Here is a 22,889-nt window from a genome sequence, read left to right as displayed (position 1 = left end):
TCATGGCCCCGTAAGCTTCCGGCGCGTCGGGCAGTCTGCGGACCTGCCCGCTAAAGCGCGACGTTGGGACCATGATCTTCGAGGTTCGCGCCAAAGTGGTTGCCTAAAGCCGTGGAGCCGACCGCCCCAGCCACGACGTACCCCCTCTCTGACTCCAGGTTATTGCCAAGCGCGCGGCACGGGCGCCGGCCGGGCTGGAGCGGGGCGGAGACAGGAGCGCGGGCCCGGCCGGGGGCCGGGCCCGCGCGCGGGGAGCGGAGCGAGCCGCCCTTGAACCAGTAGAGAAAGTTGTAACTCAGTCGGTCGCGCGGGGCGGGAAGTCCCTGTGCGTGCTGAGGGTTCAGACGCGCCATGGCTGTCCGCGAAGGGCAGGAAGAGGACCGGGCGTACCGTCCATGTGATGCGTGTGCTGGCGTACGTCATCGATATCGTGCAGGGCTCCGCGCGCAGGAGGGCCTGCCGCGTGTCGATGCGGCTCCCGTAGAGCCAGTACCAAGTCTCCTTGGGGGCCAGGGGGTTCAGCTCCGCCGTGAGGGCTCGCAGGGCCGTGGGGAGCCAGCTGTCCGTCTGGGTCGCGGAGTACGCGCCGAAGGATGTCGTCACCGTCGGCCCGCCCGGTGCCCTCAGGTCCTCCGCCCAGCACTCGCACCAGAAGCCGTGAGCCAGGCCGTCGCTCAGCATGGATGGCCCCCTGGCCCCGGCCGGGGCGAAGTGAACAGCTCTGCCGTTACCGTGTGGGCGCCGTCGCTGTTGCGCACCACCACCCGGTGGGCCAGCGCGCTGACCATGCCCAAGCCTCTGCCGTGCACCGCCTCCTCGCCGGGGTGCTCGACCTTCGGGGCGGTTCCGCCCGCGCCCCCGGCGTCCGTTACCGACAGGGCAATGACCCGGGGCGACACTGCCAGAGCCAGGTGGAAGCTGCCCGCAGGCCGGCCGCTGGCCGTGTGCAGGATCGCGTTCGCGCTCAGCTCGCTCGCGATCAGTTCGGCGTCCTCCGCGAGAGGGGAGGAGCCGAGGATGTCGCGGGTCCAGCGGCGGGCCCGGCTGACCTCTTCCGGCAGGCCTGGGCAGGTGAGGCCCCAGACCCGGGCGGTGCTCGTATACTCGTGCATACAAGTTCCTTTGTGCTGCTAGGCCGCCATGTGCAGCGGGTGCGGGCTATACGAGTTTCACGCCGTCGTGGGCGCGGATGGCCGGTGGAGCCGCCCCGTCCAAGGAGTCGAGCGCGTCCAGGACGCGGATCGCGTACGCCTCGTCGGCGAGTTGGGTGACCTCTTCGCGGGTGGCCCAGCGCAGGGCGCGGGTCTCCTCGCCGGTGGTGGGCGTGCCGTCGGCGGCCTCGCAGCGGAAGACCAGACAGACGATCAAGCCCGTCATGTTCTTGTAGACGCCGGTCAGGGTCGCGGGAAGGGCGATCTTGACGCCGGTTTCTTCGAGGACCTCGCGCTGGAGGGCTTCGGGGATGGTTTCCTCGCGTTCGAGGACGCCGCCCGGGGGCTCCCACTGGCCGTTGTCGCGGCGCTGGATGAGAAGGGCTCGCCCCTGGGCGTCGACGAGGACTCCGGCGACGCTCACGGAATGCGGGCGGTCAGGGGTCACGGTTCTCTGCTTCCTCGGCCCTCTCGGCTGGCTAGGCTCTCCACCGTAGCAACAGCACTTGCCCACTCGTCTAGATATCTAAAGGAGTATCCGTGGTTGCGCTTCCGCAAGACGCCCTCGGTGAGGTCGACCCCACGAGTGATCGTGCGGTCTTCCGGCAGATCGCCGACCAGTTGCGCGAGGCCATCGACCGCGGGCGGTTCAGGGAGGGCGAGAAGCTGCCCTCCGAGGCTGAACTGGTGGACCACTACGGGGTTTCCCGGATGACGGTGCGGCACTCCTTCTCCGTGCTGCAAGGCGAGGGACTTGTGCGCGCCGAGCACGGCAGGGGTGTCTTCGTCCGCCCGCGGCCCCCGGTGCGGCGCCTCGCCTCGGACCGGTTCGCCCGACGCCACCGGGACGAGGGCAAGTCGGCGTTCCTCGTCGAAGCCGACGCCGCCGGTAGTCACCCTCAGGTCGACAGCCTGGAGGTGAAGGAGGAAAAGGCCAGCCGTGACGTCTCCGCCCGGCTCGGCTCGGCGCGCAAGGTGCTCGCGCGCAGGCGCCGCTACCTCCTGGACGGGCGCCCCGTCGAGTTCGCGACCTCGTACCTCCCGCTCGACATCGCCAAAGGCACCCCCATCGCCGACCCCAACCCCGGCCCCGGCGGCATCTACGCCCGCCTCGAAGAACTCGGCCACCGCCTCGACCACTTCGACGAGGAGATCCGCGCCCGCATGCCCTCGCCCACCGAGGCCAAGACGCTGCGCCTCGCGTCCGGCGTGCCGGTGATCCACCTGATCCGTACCGCGTACGACACCGAAGGGCGGGCCGTCGAGGTCTGCGACACCGTGATGGCCGCCGACGCGTACGTCCTCGCCTACCGGCTCCCGGCGACGTGATCCTGCGATCGATGTCGGAAGCCGGTCGCCCCAGGAGCCGGACCGGTGCGGGGCCCAGGGGCCCCGCACCGCTGACCGGCTGGCCGCGCAAAGCAGAAGGCCCAGGTCGCTGACCTGGGCCCTGGCTGTAAAGAACTGGAGCGGGTGACGAGAATCGAACTCGCGCTCTCAGCTTGGGAAGCTGATGTTCTACCATTAAACTACACCCGCACGACAACACCGGTAGAACCGGGTTCGTATCGTCGCACACTCTACCCCATGCCGGACCCCGGGCGCTGACGCCCGGGGTCCGGCTGCGCTGGGTGGGGTCTGGGTGACTGCGCGCAAAGGGAGTTGGGGCGTACGGTGGGGGGCCTCGCGGAGGGTGTGCGCGGGGGTTGTGTGGGGTCCCGGGAGGGTCGGAGTGCCGTCTGGAGTGACGTCCCTTTCATCCCGTAATGTGGCTTTCGGCGTCCGCAGTTACGGCTTTGGGGAAGGGACTCAAGGACTTGATGGAGCGCACCGTCGTCCGTTGTGCCGAGGGGCACGTCTTCAGCACCGCTTCGTTCCCGATGCAGCAGGCCGACCGGCTCGGCCCCGGTCGGCTGATCCGCTGTCCCCGCTGCGCGCGGCTGCGGCACGCCGTGCCGGTGGCGGGTGCGGCGGAGATGGAGAAGCGGTAGCGAAGGCGGGCCGGTTCCGCCGGTAGCGGTGGGCGGGCCGGTTCCGCCGGTGCCCCCAGAGCGCGCGGGTGGCGCAATGAGCGAATTGCGGCCTTCCCGCGCGCTCTGCGTATCCTCGGTGCGTGCTTCTCTCAGACAAGGACATCCGGGCCGAGATCGACGCCGGGCGGGTGCGGATCGATCCGTATGACGAATCCATGGTGCAGCCGTCGAGCATCGACGTACGCCTCGACCGGTACTTCCGGGTTTTCGAGAATCACCGGTATCCGCACATCGACCCCTCCGTCGAGCAGGCGGATCTGACGCGGCTCGTCGAGCCCGAGGGCGACGAGCCGTTCATCCTGCATCCCGGGGAGTTCGTGCTGGCCAGCACGTACGAGGTCATCACCCTGCCCGATGACCTCGCGAGCAGGCTTGAGGGGAAGTCGAGCCTCGGGCGGCTCGGCCTTGTGACGCACTCCACCGCCGGGTTCATCGACCCCGGCTTCTCGGGGCACGTGACCCTGGAGCTGTCGAACCTCGCCACGCTGCCGATCAAGCTCTGGCCGGGCATGAAGATCGGGCAGCTGTGCATGTTCCGGCTGACCTCGCCCGCCGAGTCCCCCTACGGGTCCGAGCGGTACGGGTCGCGCTACCAGGGGCAGCGCGGGCCCACCGCCTCCCGTTCCTTCCTCAACTTCCATCGGACCCAGGTGTGACATCCCCCATGACTGCCACCCAGAGTGACGTGCGCGAGAACCTCACGTACGAGAAGTTCGGCGGCGCGATCCGCGAGCTGGCGCAGACCATCGCCGACGACGGGTACGAGCCCGACATCGTGCTCAGCATCGCCCGCGGGGGCGTCTTCGTCGCGGGCGGCCTCGCGTACGCCCTGGACTGCAAGAACATCCACCTGGTGAACGTGGAGTTCTACACCGGCGTCGGTACGACCATGGACATGCCGGTCATGCTGGCGCCCGTACCGGACAAGATCGACTTCACGGACAAGAAGGTCCTGATCGCCGATGATGTGGCCGACACGGGCAAGACGCTGAAGCTCGTCCACGACTTCTGCAAGGACCACGTCGCCGAGGTCCGCTCCGCCGTCATCTACGAGAAGTCCCACTCGCTCGTGAAGTGCGAGTACGTGTGGAAGCGCACCGACGAGTGGATCAACTTCCCGTGGAGCGTCGAGCCGCCGGTCGTGAAGCGCGCCGGGCAGGTCCTCGACGCCTGAGGGCGGCAGTACGGCGGCAGTACGGCGGCAGTACGCACGCGAGAGGCGCCCCCGCCCTGCCCGGGCGGGGGCGCCTCTCGCGTGCGTCTCTGGCGCCCGGCGGCGTCAGAACGTACCGAGCTTGATGATCGACAGGATCGCCAGGAGCTGGATCGCCGAGGCGCCAAGCGCGCGCGGCCAGGGCAGGTCGTGGGACTTGCTGACCATCAGCGTGAGCAGCGCGCCCGCGGCCAGCCAGGTGGCCCAGCCGAGCAGCTGCACGAAGCCGTTGCCGCCGCCGAGGAACAGGGCGACGATGACGCGCGGCCCGTCCGTGATCGCCATGATCAGCATGGACAGGCCGACCGTCGGCTGCCAGGCGCCGTCGCCGCCGAACTGGCGGGCCAGGCTGTGCGTGACCACGCCGAGGATGAAGGCGCTCAGGGAGATCGCCACGCCCGTGGTGAGGACGTACGGGACCGCCGTGGACAGCGTGGCGTTGAGGACGTCCTCGCGGGCCTCGTCGAAGCCGAAGACGGCCAGCAGGCCGTACAGGAACGTGACGATGACGGCCGGGGCCCACATCGCGTAGTCCCGCATCTGGAGGAACGTCGGCACCGGGCGGAGCACGATGCCGCGCAGCAGGTCCTTCCAGTGCAGCTTGGGGCCGATGGGGCCCGCCGGGGGCTGGCCCGCGCGGTAGGTGTCGCCGCTGTTGTACGGGTCCTCGCCCAGGGAGAAGGCCTGGGTGTGGCCGGGGTTGTTGGCCGCGTACGGGTCGGGGGTGCCGCCGCCGGGTCCGCCGGGGGCGCCGCCGCCGAAGTACTCGGGCTCCCCGTGGCCGCCGCCCGCGGGCTGGGGCCAGCCCTGCTGCGGGGGCTGGCCGCCGTAGTGCCCGGGGCCGGGGCCGCCCGGTCCGCCGTACGGGGGCTGACCGCCGTACTGGGGAGCGGAGGGCGCGGGCGGGTAGCCGTACGGCGCCTGGCCGCCGCCTTGGTGCGGGGGGCGCTGTCCGTACGGAGCCTGCCCGGGGCCCTGTCCGGGGTTCGGGTGCCCCTGGGGGCTTCCTTGCTGTGCGCGGTTGTCCCGGCCGCCGCGTCCGATCCTGAATCCAGCCACGGAATCGAACGTACCTGGTCCGGTGGGGAGCTGGCGTCCCTCCTGTGGAGGAGAGCCGGTTTGCGGCTGACCTGTGACAACCCCTAGGGGGGTCCCCGAGGGGTTGTCCGCAGGTCAGCGGGCTCGCGCGAGCGTCGGGTCAGCGGCCGAGGACCGCCCCGTACGCCAGTGCGGTGGAAGACGACGGCAGGGACAGGGACTTGGGCGTGAGGCTGGTGGTGCCGGGCGGGACGGCGCCGGGCAGGTCCCAGACGCCGCCGGACGCGGCGTTCTCACCGGGGGCGGCGACGGCCAGGTCCGGCTTGCCGTCGTTGTCGTAGTCGCCCGTGGCGAGCGCGGCGCCGAAGCGGTCGCCGGTCTCCGCCGCGCCCGGGATCTGGTACGTGTCCTGCTGCACCGCGTAGCCCGACGCGGCGCCGTCGCCCAGCTCGTCGTCCGCGTCGAGGATGCCCTTCTTGCCGCCGTACAGGACGGTGACACTGCCCGCGTTCTTCTTGGACCCGATGGCCTCGCCGGGCGCGCCGATGATCAGGTCGTCGCGGCCGTCGCCGTTGACGTCGCGGGCCGCGACGGCCTCGCCGAAGCCGTCGCCCTGCTCGGCGACGCCCTGCACGCCCGGCGTGTCCTGGTTGAGGGTCTGCGCGCGGGAGCCGAAGGAGCCGTTGGGGTTGCCGTAGCGGATGTGGACGCCGCCGCCCTTGGTCAGCCGCTCGGGGCCGCACGGGTCGTCGATGTTCTCGTCGGCGATCTCGCGGCAGTTGCCGAGCGCCAGGTCGTCGAGGCCGTCGCCGTCGAAGTCGCCGACGGCGAACGCGGAGGCGGCGCCGTTGCTGTTGGCCCAGCTCAGCAGGAGGCGGCGCTCCTGCTTGTCGTAGCGGTACAGCATGACGTGCGACTGCGTGTACGGCTGCTGCTTGGTGTGGTACGCCACGGCCAGGTCGGTCAGGCCGTCCACGTCGAAGTCGCCGGTGGCCAGGACGGGGGCGCGGCCGCCCATGCGGTCGGCCATGCCGGGCGCGGTCTTCGCGGCGCGCGGGTCGTAGTTGACGACGACCTTGTCGGTGCCGCCGATGGCCAGGTCGGGGCGCTTGTCGCCGTTGAGGTCGGCGGCGGCCAGGGCGTTGCCGAGGCTGTCCTTGGCCTTGGCGCCGCGGCCCGCGCTGTTGGCGGCGCCGAAGCCGTGCGCGCCGCCGTAGACGACGGTGGCGTTGCCGACGTCCGCGCGGCCGTCGTAGTCCTCGCCGGGCGCGCCGACCGCCAGGTCCGTGTAGCCGTCGCCGTTGACGTCCGCCGTGGCCACCGCGGCGCCGAAGCGGTCGCCGGACTCCGGGGTGCCGGGCACGTTCGCGGTGGCCTGGCTGACGCGGACGTTGCCCTTCGGCGCGAGGCCCTTCGGGCCGCCCCACACCACGTTCACGTACCCGGCTCCGGCCTTGCCGCCCACGGACGCCGACGGGACGCCCACCACCAGGTCGGCGTAGCCGTCGCCGTTGAAGTCGGCCTTCGGGGCGGGGCGGGTGCCTGGGGCGGGCTCGGCCGCGGTGGCGCTTGCCGCTAGGGGGAGGGTGAGGCCGGTTGCCGCCAGGGCCGTGGCGGCGGCCAGGGCGAGGGTGCGTGTGCGCACGGGGGCTCCAACTCGTTGGGGGCCGGGTGGGTTCACCTGTGTGACACGTGACGTTGGGGAACGGTTGCCCTGGGGTGGGGCCTCGCGGGGCGCCCCAGGCCCGCCCCTTCACCGAAACCATGGGGCTGCCGCCCCCTGGCACCCCCGCCCTCGTTGCCGCTTCGCGGCTCGTCCTCAAACGCCGGACGGGCTTGATTGTCGCGCTGCGCGCTCGTCCTCAAGCGCCGGACGGGCTTTATGCCCTGCGCGTGGCTGTCTCGTACGCCGTCCACAGGTCGTCGCCGTCGTACTGGTGGCGGGCCAGGGACTTGAGGGTCTGGCCCGCGTTGACCGCGACGGTGTGGTGGAGTGCGCGGAAGAGGGGGACGTCCGAGTGGGAGTCGCCGTAGGCCACGCAGGCGTCGCGGGTCAGGCCGTGGGCCGCGAGGAGGCGGTCCACGGCGGTGACCTTGTCCGCGGGCGTGAGGATGCCCGCCGGGTCGGGCGTGGTGCGCAGCGGCAGCGGCGGGAAGCGGGACGCGATGACGTCGTCGGCGCCCAGGGCGCGCAGCCCGTCGGCGAAGAAGTCGGGGGACATGGTGATGACGGCGGAGCGCTCGCCGCGGGCGGCGATGTCGGCCAGGACTTCCGGGAGGCCGCCGATCCAGGGCGCGCGGGCGAAGGCGTCCGCCGCGATCTCGGGTGTCAGCGCGCCCCACAGCGCGCACACCCGGTCCGCGAAGCCGTACGTGTCCACGGTGCCCGCGATGAACTCCGCTTCCAGGGCGGTCAGTTCGGGCAGGCAGCCGAGGTGGCGGGCGAGTTCCAGGCTGGCGCTGGTGCCGCGCAGCAGGGTGCCGTCCATGTCGAAGACGTGCAGGCGGGTCACCGGGCCGCCCCCGGGTAGAGGGTCCAGCCCGCGGGCGCGGGCTCGCCCCGCCAGGCGGCGAGCAGCGCGCCGCTCGCCGGGAACAGCGGGGCGGGCAGCTCCTCGGGCCGTACCCAGGCCCAGCGGTCGAAGACGTCCGGCTCGGTGAGCGCGGCCACGGGGTCGGGGGCGGTCGCCCGCACCAGGACGCCCGCGGTCAGGTGCGTGCGGTCGCCCAGGTGTGTGCGGTCGCCCAGGTGTGTGCGGTCGCCGCCGGTCTGGAGGGCGAACGCGAACACCTCCGGGGCGGCGACCGCGTCGATGCCGCTCTCCTCGGCGATCTCCCGTACGGCGGCGGCCTCGAAGGTCTCGCCCGCCTCCACGTGCCCGCCGGGCAGGCACCAGGTCGGCGGCTCGCCCCGCTTGGCGCGGTGGCCGATGAGCACGGCGCCGTCCGCGCGCAGCAGGACCGCGCCGACGCCGACGACGGGGTGGGGGCGCGTCGGGGGGTGGGTGGATGTCACCGCGGTGTCTCCCGTTCCCGCGGCGCCGGGGCCGCCGCGTCGTGGCCGTGGATCATCGCCGTACCGAGGGTGTGGACCGGCGCCGTGCCGATGCCGCGGATCATGATGTCACGTGCGGTTCCCGCAGGGCGTGGAGAGGCCGCGTCGGCGGGGGAAGGGCCCCGCCGACGCGGCCTCGTCGTGGGGGTCAGTGACCCAGTACGAGCCCGTACTGCCGGGCGCCCGACAGGCCGAGCCTGCCCGGGGTCACGGAGACCTGCGGCGGGTTGGGGCCCTCCTTCGGTGTCGCCCCGTACCAGACGCCGCCCTTCGAGGCGTCCTCGCCGGGCGCGCCGACGGCCGTGTCGGGGTAGCCGTCGCCGTTGTGGTCGCCGACGGCCACCGCCGCGCCGAAGCGGTCGCCCGCCTCCGCCGTGCCGGGCACGCCCGCGGAGTTCTGGCCGCGGGCCGGGCCGACGAGGTGGCCGCCGGTGCCGGTGGCGGCGAGGACCCAGTACGAGCCCGCGTCCCTGGCGGTGCCCACGGCCTCCGAGGGGGCGCCGACGACCAGCTCGTCGATGCCGTCGCGGTCGAGGTTGCCCGCGGCCAGGGCGGCGCCGAAGTCGTCGGCGGCCTCGGCGGTGCCGCCGACCCGCGGCGAGTCCTGCGTGGTGCAGGACACCGGGCCGCCCAGCGTCGTGCCGGGCCTGCCGAACACGGTGGCGACGGCGCCGCCCAGGCGCTCCTGGCAGTACGTGTCGCCGGGCTCCGCCTCCGGGTTGGGCTGCACCTGGCCGAGGGCCAGGTCCTGGGTGCCGTCGCCGTCGAAGTCGCCCGCGGCCAGCGCGCCCGCCCAGTCGGACGTGCCCCACTTCTTCTTCCACTCGCCGCCGTCGGGGCCGAAGACGGAGACGCCCGCGATCTCCGTGCCCTTGAACGACACGGCGAGGTCGGCGCGCCCGTCGCCGTCGAAGTCGCCGGAGGTCAGCGCGCGCGGGCCGCCGAAGTGCCAGCTGGCGACGCGGGTGAGGCCGGACGGCGCGCCGGGCCCGAACGGGCCGGGGCGCACCATCACGGCGGCGCTCTCGTCGTTCGCGGTGCTGAGCGCGACGTCCTGGTCGCCGTCCCCGTCGTAGTCGCCGACGGTGAGCAGGCCGCCGACGCGCTGGTAGGCGTAGGTGCCGTTGGCGGCCGTGGAGCCGCCCTTGATGCCGGACGCCGCGCCCCACAGGACGGTGAGGGTGCCCGCGTCCGCGCCCGCGTCGCCGTCCTCGTGGGGGGTGCCGACGACGATGTCGGTCCTGCCGTCGCCGTTCAGGTCGGCGGTCGCCACGGCCTGACCGAAGCCGTCGCCCTTCTCGGCGGTGCCGGGCACGTGGGCGCTGGCCTGGCTGACGGTCGTCGAGCCGTGCTTGCCGAGGCCGTTGGCGCCGCCCCAGACAACGTTGACGTAGCCCGCGCCCGCCTTGCCGCCGACGGTGGCGCCGGGCACGCCGACGGCGAGGTCCGCGTAGCCGTCGCCGTTGAAGTCGGTCCTCGGCTTCGGCGCGGGCTCGGCGGCGAGCGCGGTCGGCGCGGTCAGGGCCGCGGCGCCGAGCGCGGCCGCCGCGCACAGCACGGCGGCGGAGAGGGTCTTGTCGCGCACGTGGTACTCCCGGGCGTGAGTGACTGGAGCGCGGGGCTCCAAGGGAAGTGACGGGGGATCAGCGCAGGGTCTCGCCGAAGTGGCGGCCCGCGCCGCCGATCCCGAAGTCCGAGCCGTTGAACGAGGTGGCCTTCGACGTGGTCAGGCCCGCCGCGGAGCCGCGCAGCGACCACACCGCGCCCGCGTCCGCGCCGGACGGCCCGCTGCCGATGTCCTCGCCGCTGGCGGCGACGGCCAGGTCCGCCTTGCCGTTCTTGTTGATGTCTTTCAGGCGCAGGGACGAGCCGAAGCGGTCACCGGCCTCGGCGACGCCGGGCACGCCCGGCGTCTGCTGGTGCCAGGCCCGGCCCTGGGCGAAGCCGCGCGCCGCGCCCGGCAGCAGGACGACGCTGCCGGTGCCCGGGATGCCGTCGACGTTCTCGCCGGGGGCGCCCACGGCGAGGTCCGCCTTGCCGTCGCCCGTGACGTCGCCGACGCTGAGGGCGGCGCCGAAGCGGTCGCCCGGCTCGGCGGCGCCCGGCACGCGCGCGCTGTCCTGGTCGTATACGACCGGGGCGCTGAACTTGCCCTCGCCGCCGTAGCGCACGGCGAAGGAGCCGCCGGTGTAGTCCTCGGTGGCGTTGCCGGTGACGAGGTCGGTGTAGCCGTCGCCGTTCAGGTCGCCGACGGCGGCCGCGTCGCGGGTGACGGTGGTCTCGTCGTCCTCGCCGAGGTCGATGGCGCCGTAGCCGTAGTCGCCCACGCCGCCGTTCATGTGCGCCGTGTAGGGGCTGCCGTCGGCGCGCTCGCCGTACAGGACGAAGCCGACGCCGTCCTTGCGCAGGAAGCTGCCGGTCTCCATGCCGTCCAGGCGTACGCCGTCGGGCAGGAAGTCGACTTCGAGGCCGAAGGCGCGGCCGGTGGGCTCGCCGTCGGCGTAGTAGTACCAGTTGTCGCCGCTGATCACGGCGAGCTGGGGGCTGCCGTCGTAGTCGAGGTCGGTGAAGACGGCGGCCTCGCCGAAGCGGCCCTTGGTGTTCTCGGGGGCGTGGCCGGTGATGCCGCCGGTCTTGAAGCCGTTCTTGCCGCCCCAGACGACGGTGACGGTGCCGCTGGGCCTGCCGGTGGTGCGCTCGCCGGGGGCGCCGACGATCAGGTCCGCGTAGCCGTCGCGGTTGACGTCGCCGCTGGTGACGCTCTCGCCGAACTCGTCCTCCGGTTCGGTGGTGCCGGGCACGCCGCGGGTGCTCTGCGTGACGGTCGCCGAGCGCGCCGGGTCCAGGCCGTTCGCGGAGCCGTACGTCACCGTGACCGCGTTCGCGCCGGGCGTGCCGATGGCCAGGTCGCGGTAGCCGTCGCCGTTGAAGTCGTCCTTCAGCGCGGCGGGCGCGGCCGCCGCCGCGGTGGCGAACGGCAGGGAAAGACCGGTGGCGGCGAGCGCGGCGACGGTCGTCGCGACGGCCAGGTTTCTGAGACGCACAGGGGCTCCCGGAGAGTGGGGTGGCACTTCGGAGAGTGAGGGCACTTTCCCGGGGTACGACCGGTCAGGCGCGCGGAAGGTTGTGCCGGGGCGGCCGTGGGGTGGCCGGAAGGTGAACGGTCAACTGCCCCCGACTACGGCCGTTATGGGGCAAGTCCGACTACGGCTGTCGTGGGACAAGCCCGACTACGGCTGTCGTGGGGCAAGCCCGACTACGGCTGTCGTGGGGCAAGGCGGACACCCAGGTCCCGGGGCGTGACGTGCCAGGTGCGGCGCGCGTCGATGCCGTCCGCGCCGCCGCGCAGCACGATGAACGCGCCCTGGGAGCCGTTCCACCGCTCCGAGAACACCAGCACGTCGTCGTGGCCGTCCCCGTCGGCGTCCAGCAGGTCGGCCGCCGTGAAGTCGAACGGCTTCGCCGCGCCCGGAAGCCCGGCGTCCGCCCCGCTGACCGTCCGCGTGGGCGCCGCCGCGAGGCCGCGCCGACCGCCCGCCAGGAGCAGCACCCTGTCGGGGTCGACCAGCCGGAACCCGGGCCGCCCCACCACCAGGTCCACGCGGCCGTCGCCGGTCACGTCACCGGCCAGCGGGCCCAGGCCCCAGGTGGTGCCCCGGCCCTGGACGACCTGGTCCGGGCGCCCCGCGCCGAGCCCGGCCCGCGCGCCGTGGACCACGGTGACCTTGCCGCCGGTGATGCCGACCTCGCCGCTGGCCACGACGTCCGTGACGCCGTCGCCGTCCACGTCGGCGGCGGTGGCGCCGCGCGGTCCGTCGGCCGTGGCCAGCGCCTGGCGGAGCCGGTGCTCGGGGGCCTGGGCGCGCTCCAGACCGCCCGGAGTGCCCCGGTAGTACGCGACCGGTGTCAGGTCCGGCGGTGCCGACTCGTCCTCCTCGGCGTCGTACCCGTACAGGAACACGGCGTCCGTGCGGCCGTCCGCGTCGAAGTCGCCGGTGACGGCCTGGCGGGGGCTGGCGTAGCCGTGCTGGCCGAGGTCGAGGCCCTTGGAGGAGCGCGGCAGCCCTCCGTACGCGCGGTCGTAGGGCCCGTAGGCGACCGTCCCGAGCGCCGTCGTGCCGGGCTCGGCGTTGGGGTCGCCGCTGCCGCCCCGGCCGCCGTCGAGCAGGTCCGTGGAGCCGTCGCCGTCGAAGTCCCCGGCGGCGAGCGGCCGGAAGCCCGGCGGCAGGTGCAGGCGGCGCGGCGCGGACAGGCCGCGGGGGCCGCCGCGCATCAGGTACGCGCCCGGGTCCCGGGCGTCGCCGCGGTTGCCGATCAGGTCGGTGAAGCCGTCGCCGTCCAGGTCGGCGCGGAGCGGCGCGCGGTGGTCGGTGGCGCCCAGGGGCACCCGCACCGTCCACTGGGGGCGCGGGCCGGTGCGCGAGCCGTAGACGATCACCAGGGTGTTCGTGACGCGGCCGCCGCCCTTCGCGCCGCCGCCCTTCGCGCCGCCGTCGGCGCGGGTGGCGAGCGGCGCGGCGTAGTCCTCGTACCCGTCGCCGTTGAAGTCGCCCGGCGCCGGGTGCGCGGACGGCTTGCCCGCCGGGGGCCGCGCGCGCGGCGGCTCCCGGTCGGTCTCGGCGGTGCCGTCGCCGCCGGTGCAGCCGGTGAGCAGGGCCGCCGCGCAGCCCAGGGCGGCGGCCAGGCCGCGCAGCCGCCTCACCGGTCACCGCCCGTGGGGGCGAAGCCCGCCGTGGTGAAGGTGAGCCGCGGCGCGCGCTCCACCAGGGCGCCGCCCCTGAGCCCCCGGTACACCGCCACGGTGTCCCGGCCCCGCCCCTGGTCGGTGCGGACGACCACGTCGGCGCGCCGGTCCCCGTCGAGGTCGGCGACGGCCACGACCCGGGCCGTGCCCTGGGCGGCGGGCTCCAGGGTGGCCGTCGCGGTGCGGGCGAACCCGGCGGCGCGGCCCCGGTGGACCCGCACCTCGCCGGGGGCGGTGCCGCTGACCACGAGGTCGCCGCGGCCGTCGCCGTCGAGGTCGCCCGCGTGCACGGTCGCGCCCCTGCCGGGGAGCGTCGCGCGGGCGGTGCCCGGCACGTCGTAGCGCAGGGCGATGCCGCGCGGGCCGGGGAGCGCCGCGTCCAGCTCCCTGGCGGCGCCGCCGAACCGGCCGAAGGCGACGCCCGTGCTCTTCGGGAACAGCACACCGGTCCGGTTCGGGCCCTGGGGGCCGCCGAGCACCAGCGCCGCCTTGGACGCGCCGGTCGACTCGCGGACCACCAGGTCGTCGTAGCCGTCGCGGTTCACGTCGAGCGCCGGACCGGTCGGGGCGTTGCCGGGCGCGGTGAGGGGCGGGCCCGCGGCGCGCGGGGCGCCAGTGCGGGTGAAGGGGCCGCGCAGGAAGCTCAAATGGGCGCCGGACGCGTGCAGCACCAGGTCGCGGGCGCCGTCCCCGTCGAAGTCGCCGCACACCGGCTGGTCGGGCCAGTCGTTGCCGAGCCGCGCCCGCGCGGGCACCTTCAGGGGGACCGCCGTGCCGGTGAGCCCCTTCGGCGAGCCGAACAGGACCTGGAGCGGCACGGGCGGCCGCCCCTGTCCGTCGTACGGCGGGTCCGTCGACACCACGAGGTCGGTGAACCCGTCGCCGTCCAGGTCGCAGGACGCCTCGGACTCGAACGCGGCGGGCAGCTCGCCCCGCGTCCTGGCTCCGTTGGCGCGGGCGCCGAGCACCTGGCGCGCCCCGGGCACGGGCCCGCGTCCGCCGCCGTGGACGACGGCGATGCCGGGGTCGTCGCCCTGCCCCCGGTGGGCCAGGTAGTCGAGGACGAGGTCGCGGGCGCCGTCGCCGTTGAAGTCGTCGGGTGCGTCGCTGCCCTTGCCGCGCGGTACGGGCTGGAGCGGGGCGCCCTCGACCGCGGACCCGGAGCCCTTGGGGCGGGCGTGGGACTCGTCGCCTCCGCCGCAGCCCCCGAGCACGAGGGCGCCGCCGACGGCGACGGCCAGCAGTCGTGTCCCGGATCTCCTCATGCCCCACCCACCCCTAAGCCACCGCGCCCGCCACGCCCACCACACTCGTCATGAGCACCACAGGTTTACACGAACGCGCACGCGAACGACGAGGGGCCGGTCCCGCCGGGCGGCGGAACCGGCCCCAGGCGCCCGTCTCGTACGGGCCCCGCGCGCCGGACGGCTACACGTGCCGGATGGCTACGCGCGCCGGACGGCTACGCGCGCCGGACGGCTACGCGTGCCGGATGGCTACTTCACCGGCTCGGGCTCCGGCTCGCTCTCCGACTCGGCCTCGCCCGCCGGGTCGACCGGCGTCTTGACGGAGTCGAGCAGCAGCTGCGCGACGTCCACGACCTGGAGCGACTCCTTGGCCTGGCCGTCGTTCTTCTTGCCGTTCACGGAGTCGGTCAGCATCACCAGGCAGAACGGGCAGGCGGTGGACACGATGTCCGGGTTGAGGCTGAGCGCCTCGTCGACCCGCTCGGTGTTGATGCGCTTGCCGATGCGCTCCTCCATCCACATCCGCGCGCCACCGGCGCCGCAGCAGAAGCCGCGCTCCTTGTGGCGGTGCATCTCCTGCTGGCGCAGGCCCGGGACCTTGTCCATGATCTCTCGCGGCGGCGTGTAGATCTTGTTGTGGCGGCCCAGGTAGCACGGGTCGTGGTAGGTGATCAGGCCCTCGACCGGCGTGACCGGGATCAGCTTGCCCTCGTCGATGAGGTGCTGGAGCAGCTGGGTGTGGTGGATGACCTCGTAGTCGCCGCCGAGCTGCGGGTACTCGTTGCCGAGGGTGTTGAGGCAGTGCGGGCAGGTGGCGACGATCTTCTTGGCGGACTTGGGCTTCTTGGTCTCCGGGTCGTCGTCGTCCTCGCCGAAGGCCATGTTCAGCGTGGCCACGTTCTCGGCGCCCAGCTGCTGGAACAGCGGCTCGTTGCCGAGGCGGCGGGCGGAGTCACCGGTGCACTTCTCGTCGCCGCCCATGATGGCGAAGCTGACGCCCGCCATGTGCAGCAGCTCCGCGAAGGCCTTGGTGGTCTTCTTGGCCCGGTCCTCCAGGGCGCCCGCGCAGCCGACCCAGTACAGGTAGTCGACCTCGGTGAGGTCCTCGATGTCCTTGCCGACGACCGGCACCTCGAAGTCGACTTCCTTCGTCCACTCCAGGCGCTGCTTCTTGGCCAGGCCCCAGGGGTTGCCCTTCTTCTCCAGGTTCTTGAGCATCGTGCCCGCCTCGGACGGGAACGCGGACTCGATCATCACCTGGTAGCGGCGCATGTCGACGATGTGGTCGATGTGCTCGATGTCCACGGGGCACTGCTCGACGCAGGCGCCGCAGGTGGTGCAGGACCACAGAACGTCGGGGTCGATGACGCCGTTCTCTTCGAGGGTGCCGATCAGCGGGCGCTCGGCCTCCGCGAGGGCCGCCGCCGGGACGTCCTTCAGCTGCTCCTCGGTGGCCTTCTCCTCGCCCTCCATGGACTTGCCGCCACCGGCGAGCAGGTACGGGGCCTTGGCGTGCGCGTGGTCCCGGAGGGACATGATGAGCAGCTTCGGGGAGAGCGGCTTGCCCGTGTTCCACGCGGGGCACTGCGACTGGCAGCGGCCGCACTCGGTGCAGGTGGAGAAGTCGAGGATGCCCTTCCAGGAGAACTGCTCGACCTGGCTGACGCCGAAGACGGTGTCCTCGTCCGGGTCCTCCCAGTCGATCTCCTTGCCGCCGGAGGTCATCGGGAGCAGCGCGCCGAGCGCGGTGGAGCCATCGGCGTTCCGCTTGAACCAGATGTTCGGGAAGCCGAGGAAGCGGTGCCAGGCCACGCCCATGTTGGTGTTGAGCGAGATCGTGATCATCCAGATGAAGGAGGTCGCGATCTTCAGCATGGCGAAGAAGTACGTGAGGTTCTGGAGCGTGGTGACGTCCAGGCCGTCGAAGGCCGCGACCAAGGGGTACGAGAAGAGGTACCCGGCCTCGTAGTGGTCGACGCCGTGCAGGGCGCCCTCCAGGGCGCGCAGCGTCATGATCGAGACGCCGACGATCAGGATGACCGCCTCGACGAAGTACGCCTGCCAGGTGATGGAGCCCGCGAAGCGGGACTTGCGGCCCGGCCGGTCGGGGCGGTTGAGCTGGCGGATGACGATCAGGGTCACGATGCCGACGACGGTGAGCATGCCGAGGATCTCGACCCACAGCTCCCAGACCACCCAGTCGCCGATGACCGGCAGCAGCCAGTCGGCCTCGAAGAGCTGGCCGACGGCGTTCACGATCGTCAGGAGCAGCGAGAAGAAGCCCACCGCGACGAACCAGTGCGCGACGCCGACGATGCCCCAGCGGTTCATCCGGGTGTGGCCGAGGAACTCCCGGGCCACCGTGAGCGTGCGCAGCACCGGGTCGTTCGTCCGCGTACCGGCGGGGACCGGCTGGCCGAGCATCACGAAGCGGAAGATCTGGAGGGTGGCGCGGCCGAACAGGGCGACGCCGACTGCGATGAGGACCAGCGACACGATGATCGCGGCGAGTTGCATTTCGGGGCTCCTCGGGCCTGCGGGTGGGCGGTCTCAGCCATTACTAAGCGGTAACTTATCTAGTCCGTCTGAGACTACCCACGTCTGCAGTCGCACTGTAGCCACTGGGGCGGTGATCTGCGTCGCCCTGCCCTCGCGGGGGCGCCCCTGACCCGCCCCTTCCCGAAACCATGGGGCTCGGCCCCCTGGCACCTCCGTCGATCGGCCTTCGGCCTCGTCCTCGAACGCCGGACGGGCTGGAGGGCTGCGGGCCGGGCCGGATTCCGTGGATGCGGCAGGTGTTCAGCCCGCCCGGCGCTTGAGGGCGAGCCGCGGAGCGGCGATGAAGGCGGGGTGCCAGGGGCGGCAGCCCCTGGTTTCGGAGAAGGGGCGGGTCTGGGGCGTCCCGCGAGGGGTTGCGTGTAAGCGGGGGATAAGAGTTGAGTCGGGCAGGCTCAGGTCTGTTGACTCGGGGGAACCCGTGAGGCATCCTTGAGTCAGTTCCACTCAAGTAGTCATCTGGAGGAATCGAAATGGCACGTGCGGTCGGCATCGACCTGGGCACGACTAACTCCGTCGTCAGCGTCCTGGAGGGCGGTGAGCCCACCGTCATCACCAACGCAGAGGGCGCCAGGACCACGCCGTCCGTCGTCGCCTTCGCGAAGAACGGCGAGGTGCTGGTCGGCGAGGTCGCCAAGCGCCAGGCGGTCACCAACGTCGACAGGACCATCCGGTCGGTCAAGCGCCACATGGGCACTGACTGGAAGGTCGACATCGACGACAAGAACTTCAACCCGCAGCAGATCTCCGCCTTCATCCTCCAGAAGCTGAAGCGCGACGCCGAGGCGTACCTGGGCGAGAAGGTCACGGACGCGGTCATCACCGTGCCCGCGTACTTCAACGACTCCGAGCGCCAGGCCACCAAGGAGGCCGGTGAGATCGCGGGCCTGAACGTCCTGCGCATCGTCAACGAGCCCACGGCCGCCGCCCTGGCCTACGGCCTCGACAAGGACGACCAGACCATTCTCGTCTTCGACCTCGGCGGCGGCACCTTCGACGTCTCGCTGCTTGAGATCGGCGACGGCGTCGTCGAGGTGAAGGCCACCAACGGCGACAACCACCTCGGTGGCGACGACTGGGACCAGCGCGTCGTCGACTACCTGGTCAAGCAGTTCGCCAACGGCCACGGCGTGGACCTGTCCAAGGACAAGATGGCGCTGCAGCGCCTCCGTGAGGCCGCCGAGAAGGCGAAGATCGAGCTGTCGTCCTCCACGGAGACGACGATCAACCTGCCGTACATCACGGCCTCCGCCGAGGGCCCGCTGCACCTGGACGAGAAGCTCACGCGCGCCCAGTTCCAGCAGCTCACGTCCGACCTCCTGGAGCGCTGCAAGACGCCGTTCCACAACGTCATCAAGGACGCGGGCATCCAGCTCTCCGAGATCGACCACGTCGTCCTCGTCGGCGGCTCGACCCGCATGCCCGCCGTCGCCGAGCTGGTCAAGGAGCTGACCGGCGGCAAGGAGGCCAACAAGGGCGTCAACCCGGACGAGGTCGTCGCCATCGGCGCCTCGCTCCAGGCCGGTGTCCTCAAGGGCGAGGTCAAGGACGTCCTGCTGCTCGACGTCACCCCACTGTCCCTCGGCATCGAGACCAAGGGCGGCATCATGACCAAGCTCATCGAGCGCAACACCACGATCCCGACGAAGCGCTCGGAGATCTTCACCACGGCCGAGGACAACCAGCCGTCGGTGCAGATCCAGGTCTACCAGGGCGAGCGCGAGATCGCGGCGTACAACAAGAAGCTCGGCATGTTCGAGCTGACCGGCCTGCCCCGGCCCCCCGCGGCGTCCCGCAGATCGAGGTCTCCTTCGACATCGACGCCAACGGCATCATGCACGTGACCGCGAAGGACCTCGGCACGGGCAAGGAGCAGAAGATGACCGTCACCGGCGGCTCCTCGCTCCCGAAGGAAGAGGTCGACCGCATGCGCGAGGAGGCCGAGAAGTACGCGGACGAGGACCACAAGCGCCGCGAGGCCGCCGAGTCCCGCAACCAGGGCGAGCAGCTGGTCTACCAGACGGAGAAGTTCCTCAAGGACAACGAGGACAAGGTCCCCGGCGACGTCAAGACCGAGGTCGAGACGGCCGTCGCCGAGCTGAAGGAGAAGCTCAAGGGCGACGACCCGGCGGAGATCCGCACGGCCACGGAGAAGGTCGCCGCCGTCTCCCAGAAGCTCGGCCAGGCGATGTACGCCGACGCGCAGGGCGCCCCGCAGGGTGCCGAGGGCGCCCCGGGCGCCGGGCAGTCCCAGGCCGCTGACGGTGCCGACGACGTCGTGGACGCCGAGATCGTCGACGACGAGAAGCCCGGTGACGCGAAGGGCGGCGCTGCCTGATGACGGAGGAGACCCAGGGCTTCGGCGGGGACGCCGAGCAGCCTGACGTCCCCTCCGGCGCCACCCCTGACGAAGCGGCGCCGAAGGCCGCCGAGTCCTCCGCGAAGGAGGGCGCGGCGGCCCCGGCCGGGGACGCAACGCGCGAAGCGGGCCTGACGGCTCAGCTGGACCAGGCACAGAAGGCGCTCAGCGAGCGCACGGCCGACCTCCAGCGGCTCCAGGCCGAGTACCAGAACTACCGCCGCCGGGTGGAGCGGGACAAGGTGACGGTGAAGGAGATCGCCTCGGCGAACCTCCTCACGGAGCTGCTTCCCACCCTCGACGACATCGGCCGTGCCCGTGACCACGGGGAGCTGGTCGGCGGCTTCAAGTCGGTGGCCGAGTCCCTGGAGACCGTCGTCGCCAAGATGGGCCTCCAGCAGTTCGGCAAGGAGGGCGAGCCCTTCGACCCGACGATCCACGAGGCCCTGATGCACAGTTACGCTCCGGACGTCACGGAGACGACGTGCGTCGCGATTCTCCAGCCGGGGTATCGCATCGGGGAGCGTGTCGTGCGTCCCGCGCGCGTCGCGGTCGCCGAGCCGCAGCCCGGCGCGCAGACGGTGAAGTCCGAGTCGGCCGAGGGCGAGCAGGCTCCGTCCGAGAAGGACGACGCCAAGGACGCCAAGGACGTCAAGGACGCCAAGGACAAGGAGAGCGGTGGCCCGGACGAGGGCTGACGCCGGCGGCGGCGCCGATCCCGACTCCGGCCGCGAGGCCGCGGCCGGGGTCGGCGCTGACCGCGTGACGAGGACCACGAGGACCACGAGGACAACGAGGAAGGAGGGACGTCGGGGATGAGCACCAAGGACTTCATCGAGAAGGACTACTACAAGGTCCTCGGCGTCCCCAAGGACGCCACCGAAGCCGAGATCAAGAAGGCGTACCGGAAGCTCGCCCGCGAGAACCACCCGGACGCCAACAAGGGCAACGCGAAGGCCGAGGAGCGCTTCAAGGAGATCTCCGAGGCGAACGACGTGCTCGGCGACCCGAAGAAGCGCAAGGAGTACGACGAAGCGCGCGCTCTCTTCGGCAACGGCGGCTTCAGGGCCGGACCCGGAGCGGGCGGCGGCACGTTCAACTTCGACCTGGGCGACCTCTTCGGAGGCGGCGGCCCCGGTGGCGGGGGAGCGGGCGGCGGCGGCTTCGGCGGCGGCCTGGGTGACGTCTTCGGGGGCCTGTTCAACCGCGGCGGAGCGGGCGCGGGCACGCGCACGCAGCCGCGCCGCGGCCAGGACGTCGAGTCCGAGGTCACGCTGAGCTTCACGGAGGCGGTGGAGGGCGCGACGGTCCCGTTGCGCATGTCCTCCCAGGCCCCCTGCAAGGCGTGCTCGGGCACCGGCGACAAGAACGGCACGCCGCGCGTGTGCCCGACCTGCGTCGGCACCGGCCAGGTCTCGCGGGGCGGCGGCGGGGGCTTCTCCCTCACCGACCCGTGCGTGGACTGCAAGGGCCGCGGCCTGATCGCGGAGACGCCCTGCGAGGTGTGCCACGGCAGCGGCCGCGCCAAGTCGTCGCGGACGATGCAGGTGCGCATCCCCGCGGGCGTCAGCGACGGCCAGCGCATCCGGCTGCGTGGCAAGGGCGCCCCGGGCGAGCGCGGCGGCCCCGCCGGTGACCTGTATGTGGTGGTGCACGTGGACGCGCACCCGGTCTTCGGCCGCAGGGGCGAGAACCTCACGGTCACGGTCCCGGTGACGTTCGCGGAGGCCGCGCTCGGCGGCGAGGTCAGGGTGCCCACGCTCGGCGGGACGCCCGTGACCCTCAAGCTGCCGCCGGGCACGCCCAACGGCCGCACCATGCGGGTCCGCGGCAAGGGCCCCGCCCGCAAGGACGGCACACCCGGCGACCTGCTGGTCACCGTCGAGGTCACGGTGCCGAAGAATCTCACGCCCGCGGCGCAGGAAGCCCTGGAGGCGTACCGGAAGGCGACTGCGGACACCGATCCGCGGGCAGAACTGTTCAAGGCCGCGAAGGGAGCGTGACCTCATGGAGCGGGACGGCCGCCGACGCAACCCGTATCAACTGACGGACGAGACCCCGGTGTACGTCATCTCGGTGGCGGCCCAGCTCTCCGGTCTCCACCCGCAGACCCTCAGGCAGTACGACCGCCTGGGCCTGGTCTCCCCGGACCGCACCGCGGGCCGGGGCCGCCGGTACTCCGCCCGGGACATCGAACTGCTCCGCACGGTCCAGCAGCTCTCCCAGGAGGAGGGCATCAACCTCGCCGGGATCAAGCGCATCATCGAGCTGGAGAACCAGGTCGCGGCGCTCCAGGCCCGCGTCGCGGAGCTGTCCGCGGCCGTGGAGGGAGCCGCCGCCGCGATGCAGCAACGTGAGGCGGCGGTGCACGCCTCGTACCGCCGCGACCTCGTCCCGTACCAGGACGTGCAGCAGACCAGCGCGCTGGTGGTGTGGCGGCCCAAGCGGTCGCCGGAGCAGTAGCGCGCGGGCGCGCAGGGCGCGTGGGGGCCGGGTGGTGCGGCGCACGGAGAACGTCCGTGCGCCGCACCGCCCGGCCCCGTCGTGTGCCCGGGTCCGTGGCCGCCGCCCCCGCTGGAACGGGAGGCGGCTCGTGGCGCTCCTATAGTTGGCAGGCTGGTTGGCAGGCTGTCTGCCGGGTGTACGCCGGTGTACGGCGGTGTACGTCGGCTCGTGTCGCGGGAAAGCTGGATCTCCATGGCCATGGTGGGGCTGTTCTGGATCGCCGAGGGCGATGTGTACGTGGGTGCCAAGCCCTCCGGTCTGGCGCCCGGGGTGCGGCTGACCACCGAGGGCGTCACGGGGCTCGGGCACCAGCAGCAGGGCCTGTGGCTGTGGGACGACATACGGGCGCTGACCGTCGAGGACGTGCCCGTGAAGTCCCTGAAGCGGCAGGTCGGCATGGTGGTGGACCTGGCGCTGACGGTGGGCCTCGGCGGCGGCGACGAGGCGCCGTCGATGACGGTGTGCGTCCAGACCGCCGACGAGGAGTACGAACTGACGGCGTACACGGCGGCGGCGACCGGCTACTCGCAGCGGGAGTACGACCTGTCCCGCGCGCTGCTGACCCGGCTCACCGAGGGCGCCGCCACCCTGCACACCACGCTGTCGGCGATGGCGCAGTGGGGCCGCGCCCACGAGGGCGGCAGCCCGCGCCGCGAGGAGCGGGAGAGGCTGCTGCGGCGGTGGATCGGCGACGGGGCCGACGCCTGAGAGCCGGACGCGGCGGCCCCCGGGGCCCGTGCGTGATGGTGGTGCCCGGGCCCGTGCGCGGTGGTGGTGCCCGGGCCCGTGCGCGGTGGTGACGGCTGGCGCCCCCGCGCGGCGGCGCCCGGCGGTCCGTGCCCGGCGGTCCGTGCGCGGCCGTGACGGCCACGGCCCGTGTGTGACGACGGCAGGACGGAGCCCCGAACCCCTCCGGGACCCCCACGTCCCCCGGGGGCCCGAGGCCCCTGACCCTGAGCGCCCCGGCCCGACCACGGGGCGCGGTCAG

General features: G+C 72.7%; 19 protein-coding genes, 1 tRNA gene and 1 pseudogene. 9 read left to right on the top strand and 12 right to left on the bottom strand.

Annotated elements, in window-relative coordinates; all coding sequences use genetic code 11:
- Positions 1-674: 674 nt before the first annotated feature.
- Both ACOBQU_RS18235 and ACOBQU_RS18230 read right to left on the bottom strand, forming a co-directional pair.
- A complete protein-coding gene (locus ACOBQU_RS18235; RefSeq protein WP_423628292.1) occupies positions 675-1,112 on the bottom strand; it encodes an ATP-binding protein in 438 nt (145 codons plus the stop codon).
- Between the two features lie 46 nt (positions 1,113-1,158).
- The gene (locus ACOBQU_RS18230) at positions 1,159-1,575 is read right to left on the bottom strand and encodes an NUDIX hydrolase (protein ID WP_423634574.1); all 417 of its coding nucleotides are present in this window, start codon (positions 1,573-1,575) and stop codon (positions 1,159-1,161) included.
- A 116-nt stretch (positions 1,576-1,691) separates the two neighbouring features.
- Here ACOBQU_RS18230 and ACOBQU_RS18225 point away from each other — a divergent pair, with 116 nt between their 5' ends.
- Positions 1,692-2,480 carry a GntR family transcriptional regulator gene (locus ACOBQU_RS18225; protein WP_423628290.1) on the top strand — a complete coding sequence of 263 codons (789 nt, stop codon included), beginning with the start codon at positions 1,692-1,694 and terminating at the stop codon, positions 2,478-2,480.
- 136 nt (positions 2,481-2,616) lie between these two features.
- On the opposite strand, the gene ACOBQU_RS18220 is transcribed toward ACOBQU_RS18225, so the two are convergent.
- Positions 2,617-2,690 (bottom strand) — tRNA-Gly (locus tag ACOBQU_RS18220).
- 281 nt (positions 2,691-2,971) lie between these two features.
- Between ACOBQU_RS18220 and ACOBQU_RS18215 the strand changes: the two genes are divergently transcribed.
- From ACOBQU_RS18215 to ACOBQU_RS18205, 3 genes are all read left to right on the top strand, one after another.
- Entirely contained in the window at positions 2,972-3,142 is a 171-nt protein-coding gene (locus tag ACOBQU_RS18215; RefSeq protein ID WP_423628288.1) for a hypothetical protein, read from the top strand.
- Between the two features lie 122 nt (positions 3,143-3,264).
- On the top strand, positions 3,265-3,840 hold the full coding sequence (gene dcd / locus ACOBQU_RS18210) for a dCTP deaminase (RefSeq protein ID WP_318202246.1): 576 nt from the start codon (positions 3,265-3,267) through the stop codon (positions 3,838-3,840).
- Positions 3,841-3,848: 8 nt separating this feature from the next.
- Entirely contained in the window at positions 3,849-4,358 is a 510-nt protein-coding gene (locus ACOBQU_RS18205) for a phosphoribosyltransferase (RefSeq protein WP_423628285.1), read from the top strand.
- Positions 4,359-4,463: 105 nt separating this feature from the next.
- Here ACOBQU_RS18205 and ACOBQU_RS18200 read toward each other — a convergent pair whose 3' ends face one another.
- From ACOBQU_RS18200 to ACOBQU_RS18160, 9 genes are all read right to left on the bottom strand, one after another.
- The gene (locus ACOBQU_RS18200) at positions 4,464-5,456 is read right to left on the bottom strand and encodes a Yip1 family protein (protein ID WP_423628283.1); all 993 of its coding nucleotides are present in this window, start codon (positions 5,454-5,456) and stop codon (positions 4,464-4,466) included.
- Between the two features lie 139 nt (positions 5,457-5,595).
- Positions 5,596-7,080: an FG-GAP repeat protein gene (locus tag ACOBQU_RS18195; protein WP_423628281.1), complete on the bottom strand. Its 1,485-nt coding sequence runs from the start codon at positions 7,078-7,080 to the stop codon at positions 5,596-5,598.
- Between the two features lie 235 nt (positions 7,081-7,315).
- Complete coding sequence (locus ACOBQU_RS18190; RefSeq protein WP_423628279.1) at positions 7,316-7,948, bottom strand: HAD family hydrolase; 633 nt, start codon at positions 7,946-7,948, stop codon at positions 7,316-7,318.
- On the bottom strand, positions 7,945-8,451 hold the full coding sequence (locus ACOBQU_RS18185) for a nucleotide triphosphate diphosphatase NUDT15 (protein ID WP_423628277.1): 507 nt from the start codon (positions 8,449-8,451) through the stop codon (positions 7,945-7,947). Before ACOBQU_RS18185 ends, ACOBQU_RS18190 begins: the two co-directional genes overlap by 4 nt.
- Before the next feature lie 187 nt (positions 8,452-8,638).
- Entirely contained in the window at positions 8,639-10,075 is a 1,437-nt protein-coding gene (locus tag ACOBQU_RS18180) for an FG-GAP and VCBS repeat-containing protein (RefSeq protein ID WP_423628275.1), read from the bottom strand.
- Positions 10,076-10,133: 58 nt separating this feature from the next.
- Positions 10,134-11,534: an FG-GAP repeat protein gene (locus tag ACOBQU_RS18175; protein ID WP_423628273.1), complete on the bottom strand. Its 1,401-nt coding sequence runs from the start codon at positions 11,532-11,534 to the stop codon at positions 10,134-10,136.
- 212 nt (positions 11,535-11,746) lie between these two features.
- Positions 11,747-13,192, bottom strand: coding sequence for an FG-GAP repeat domain-containing protein (locus ACOBQU_RS18170; protein ID WP_423628271.1), 1,446 nt, complete (start codon positions 13,190-13,192; stop codon positions 11,747-11,749).
- Positions 13,189-14,499: an FG-GAP repeat domain-containing protein gene (locus tag ACOBQU_RS18165; protein ID WP_423628269.1), complete on the bottom strand. Its 1,311-nt coding sequence runs from the start codon at positions 14,497-14,499 to the stop codon at positions 13,189-13,191. The genes ACOBQU_RS18170 and ACOBQU_RS18165 overlap by 4 nt, the downstream gene beginning before the upstream one ends.
- 231 nt (positions 14,500-14,730) lie before the next feature.
- Complete coding sequence (locus ACOBQU_RS18160) at positions 14,731-16,998, bottom strand: (Fe-S)-binding protein (protein ID WP_423628267.1); 2,268 nt, start codon at positions 16,996-16,998, stop codon at positions 14,731-14,733.
- A 512-nt stretch (positions 16,999-17,510) separates the two neighbouring features.
- Here ACOBQU_RS18160 and dnaK point away from each other — a divergent pair.
- The 5 genes and pseudogenes from dnaK (at position 17,511) to ACOBQU_RS18135 (ending at position 22,609) form a co-directional block, all read left to right on the top strand.
- Positions 17,511-19,375: pseudogene (gene dnaK, locus ACOBQU_RS18155) on the top strand (molecular chaperone DnaK).
- Positions 19,375-20,094 carry a nucleotide exchange factor GrpE gene (gene grpE / locus ACOBQU_RS18150; RefSeq protein ID WP_423628265.1) on the top strand — a complete coding sequence of 240 codons (720 nt, stop codon included), beginning with the start codon at positions 19,375-19,377 and terminating at the stop codon, positions 20,092-20,094. The pseudogene dnaK and the gene grpE overlap by 1 nt, the downstream one beginning before the upstream one ends.
- A gap of 117 nt (positions 20,095-20,211) precedes the next feature.
- On the top strand, positions 20,212-21,399 hold the full coding sequence (gene dnaJ / locus ACOBQU_RS18145) for a molecular chaperone DnaJ (RefSeq protein WP_423628263.1): 1,188 nt from the start codon (positions 20,212-20,214) through the stop codon (positions 21,397-21,399).
- A gap of 4 nt (positions 21,400-21,403) precedes the next feature.
- Positions 21,404-21,859 (top strand): heat shock protein transcriptional repressor HspR, encoded by a 456-nt coding sequence (locus ACOBQU_RS18140; protein WP_423628261.1) that lies wholly within the window; start codon positions 21,404-21,406, stop codon positions 21,857-21,859.
- Between the two features lie 210 nt (positions 21,860-22,069).
- Positions 22,070-22,609 carry a hypothetical protein gene (locus ACOBQU_RS18135; protein WP_423628259.1) on the top strand — a complete coding sequence of 180 codons (540 nt, stop codon included), beginning with the start codon at positions 22,070-22,072 and terminating at the stop codon, positions 22,607-22,609.
- Positions 22,610-22,889 lie beyond the last annotated feature (280 nt).

Origin of the sequence: Streptomyces sp. G45 (assembly GCF_049542095.1) — a bacterium.
Taxonomy (GTDB): Bacteria; Actinomycetota; Actinomycetes; order Streptomycetales; family Streptomycetaceae; genus Streptomyces.
The sequence above is the reverse complement of the archived record's forward strand: the minus strand, read 5'-3'. Positions and strand labels throughout refer to the sequence as shown.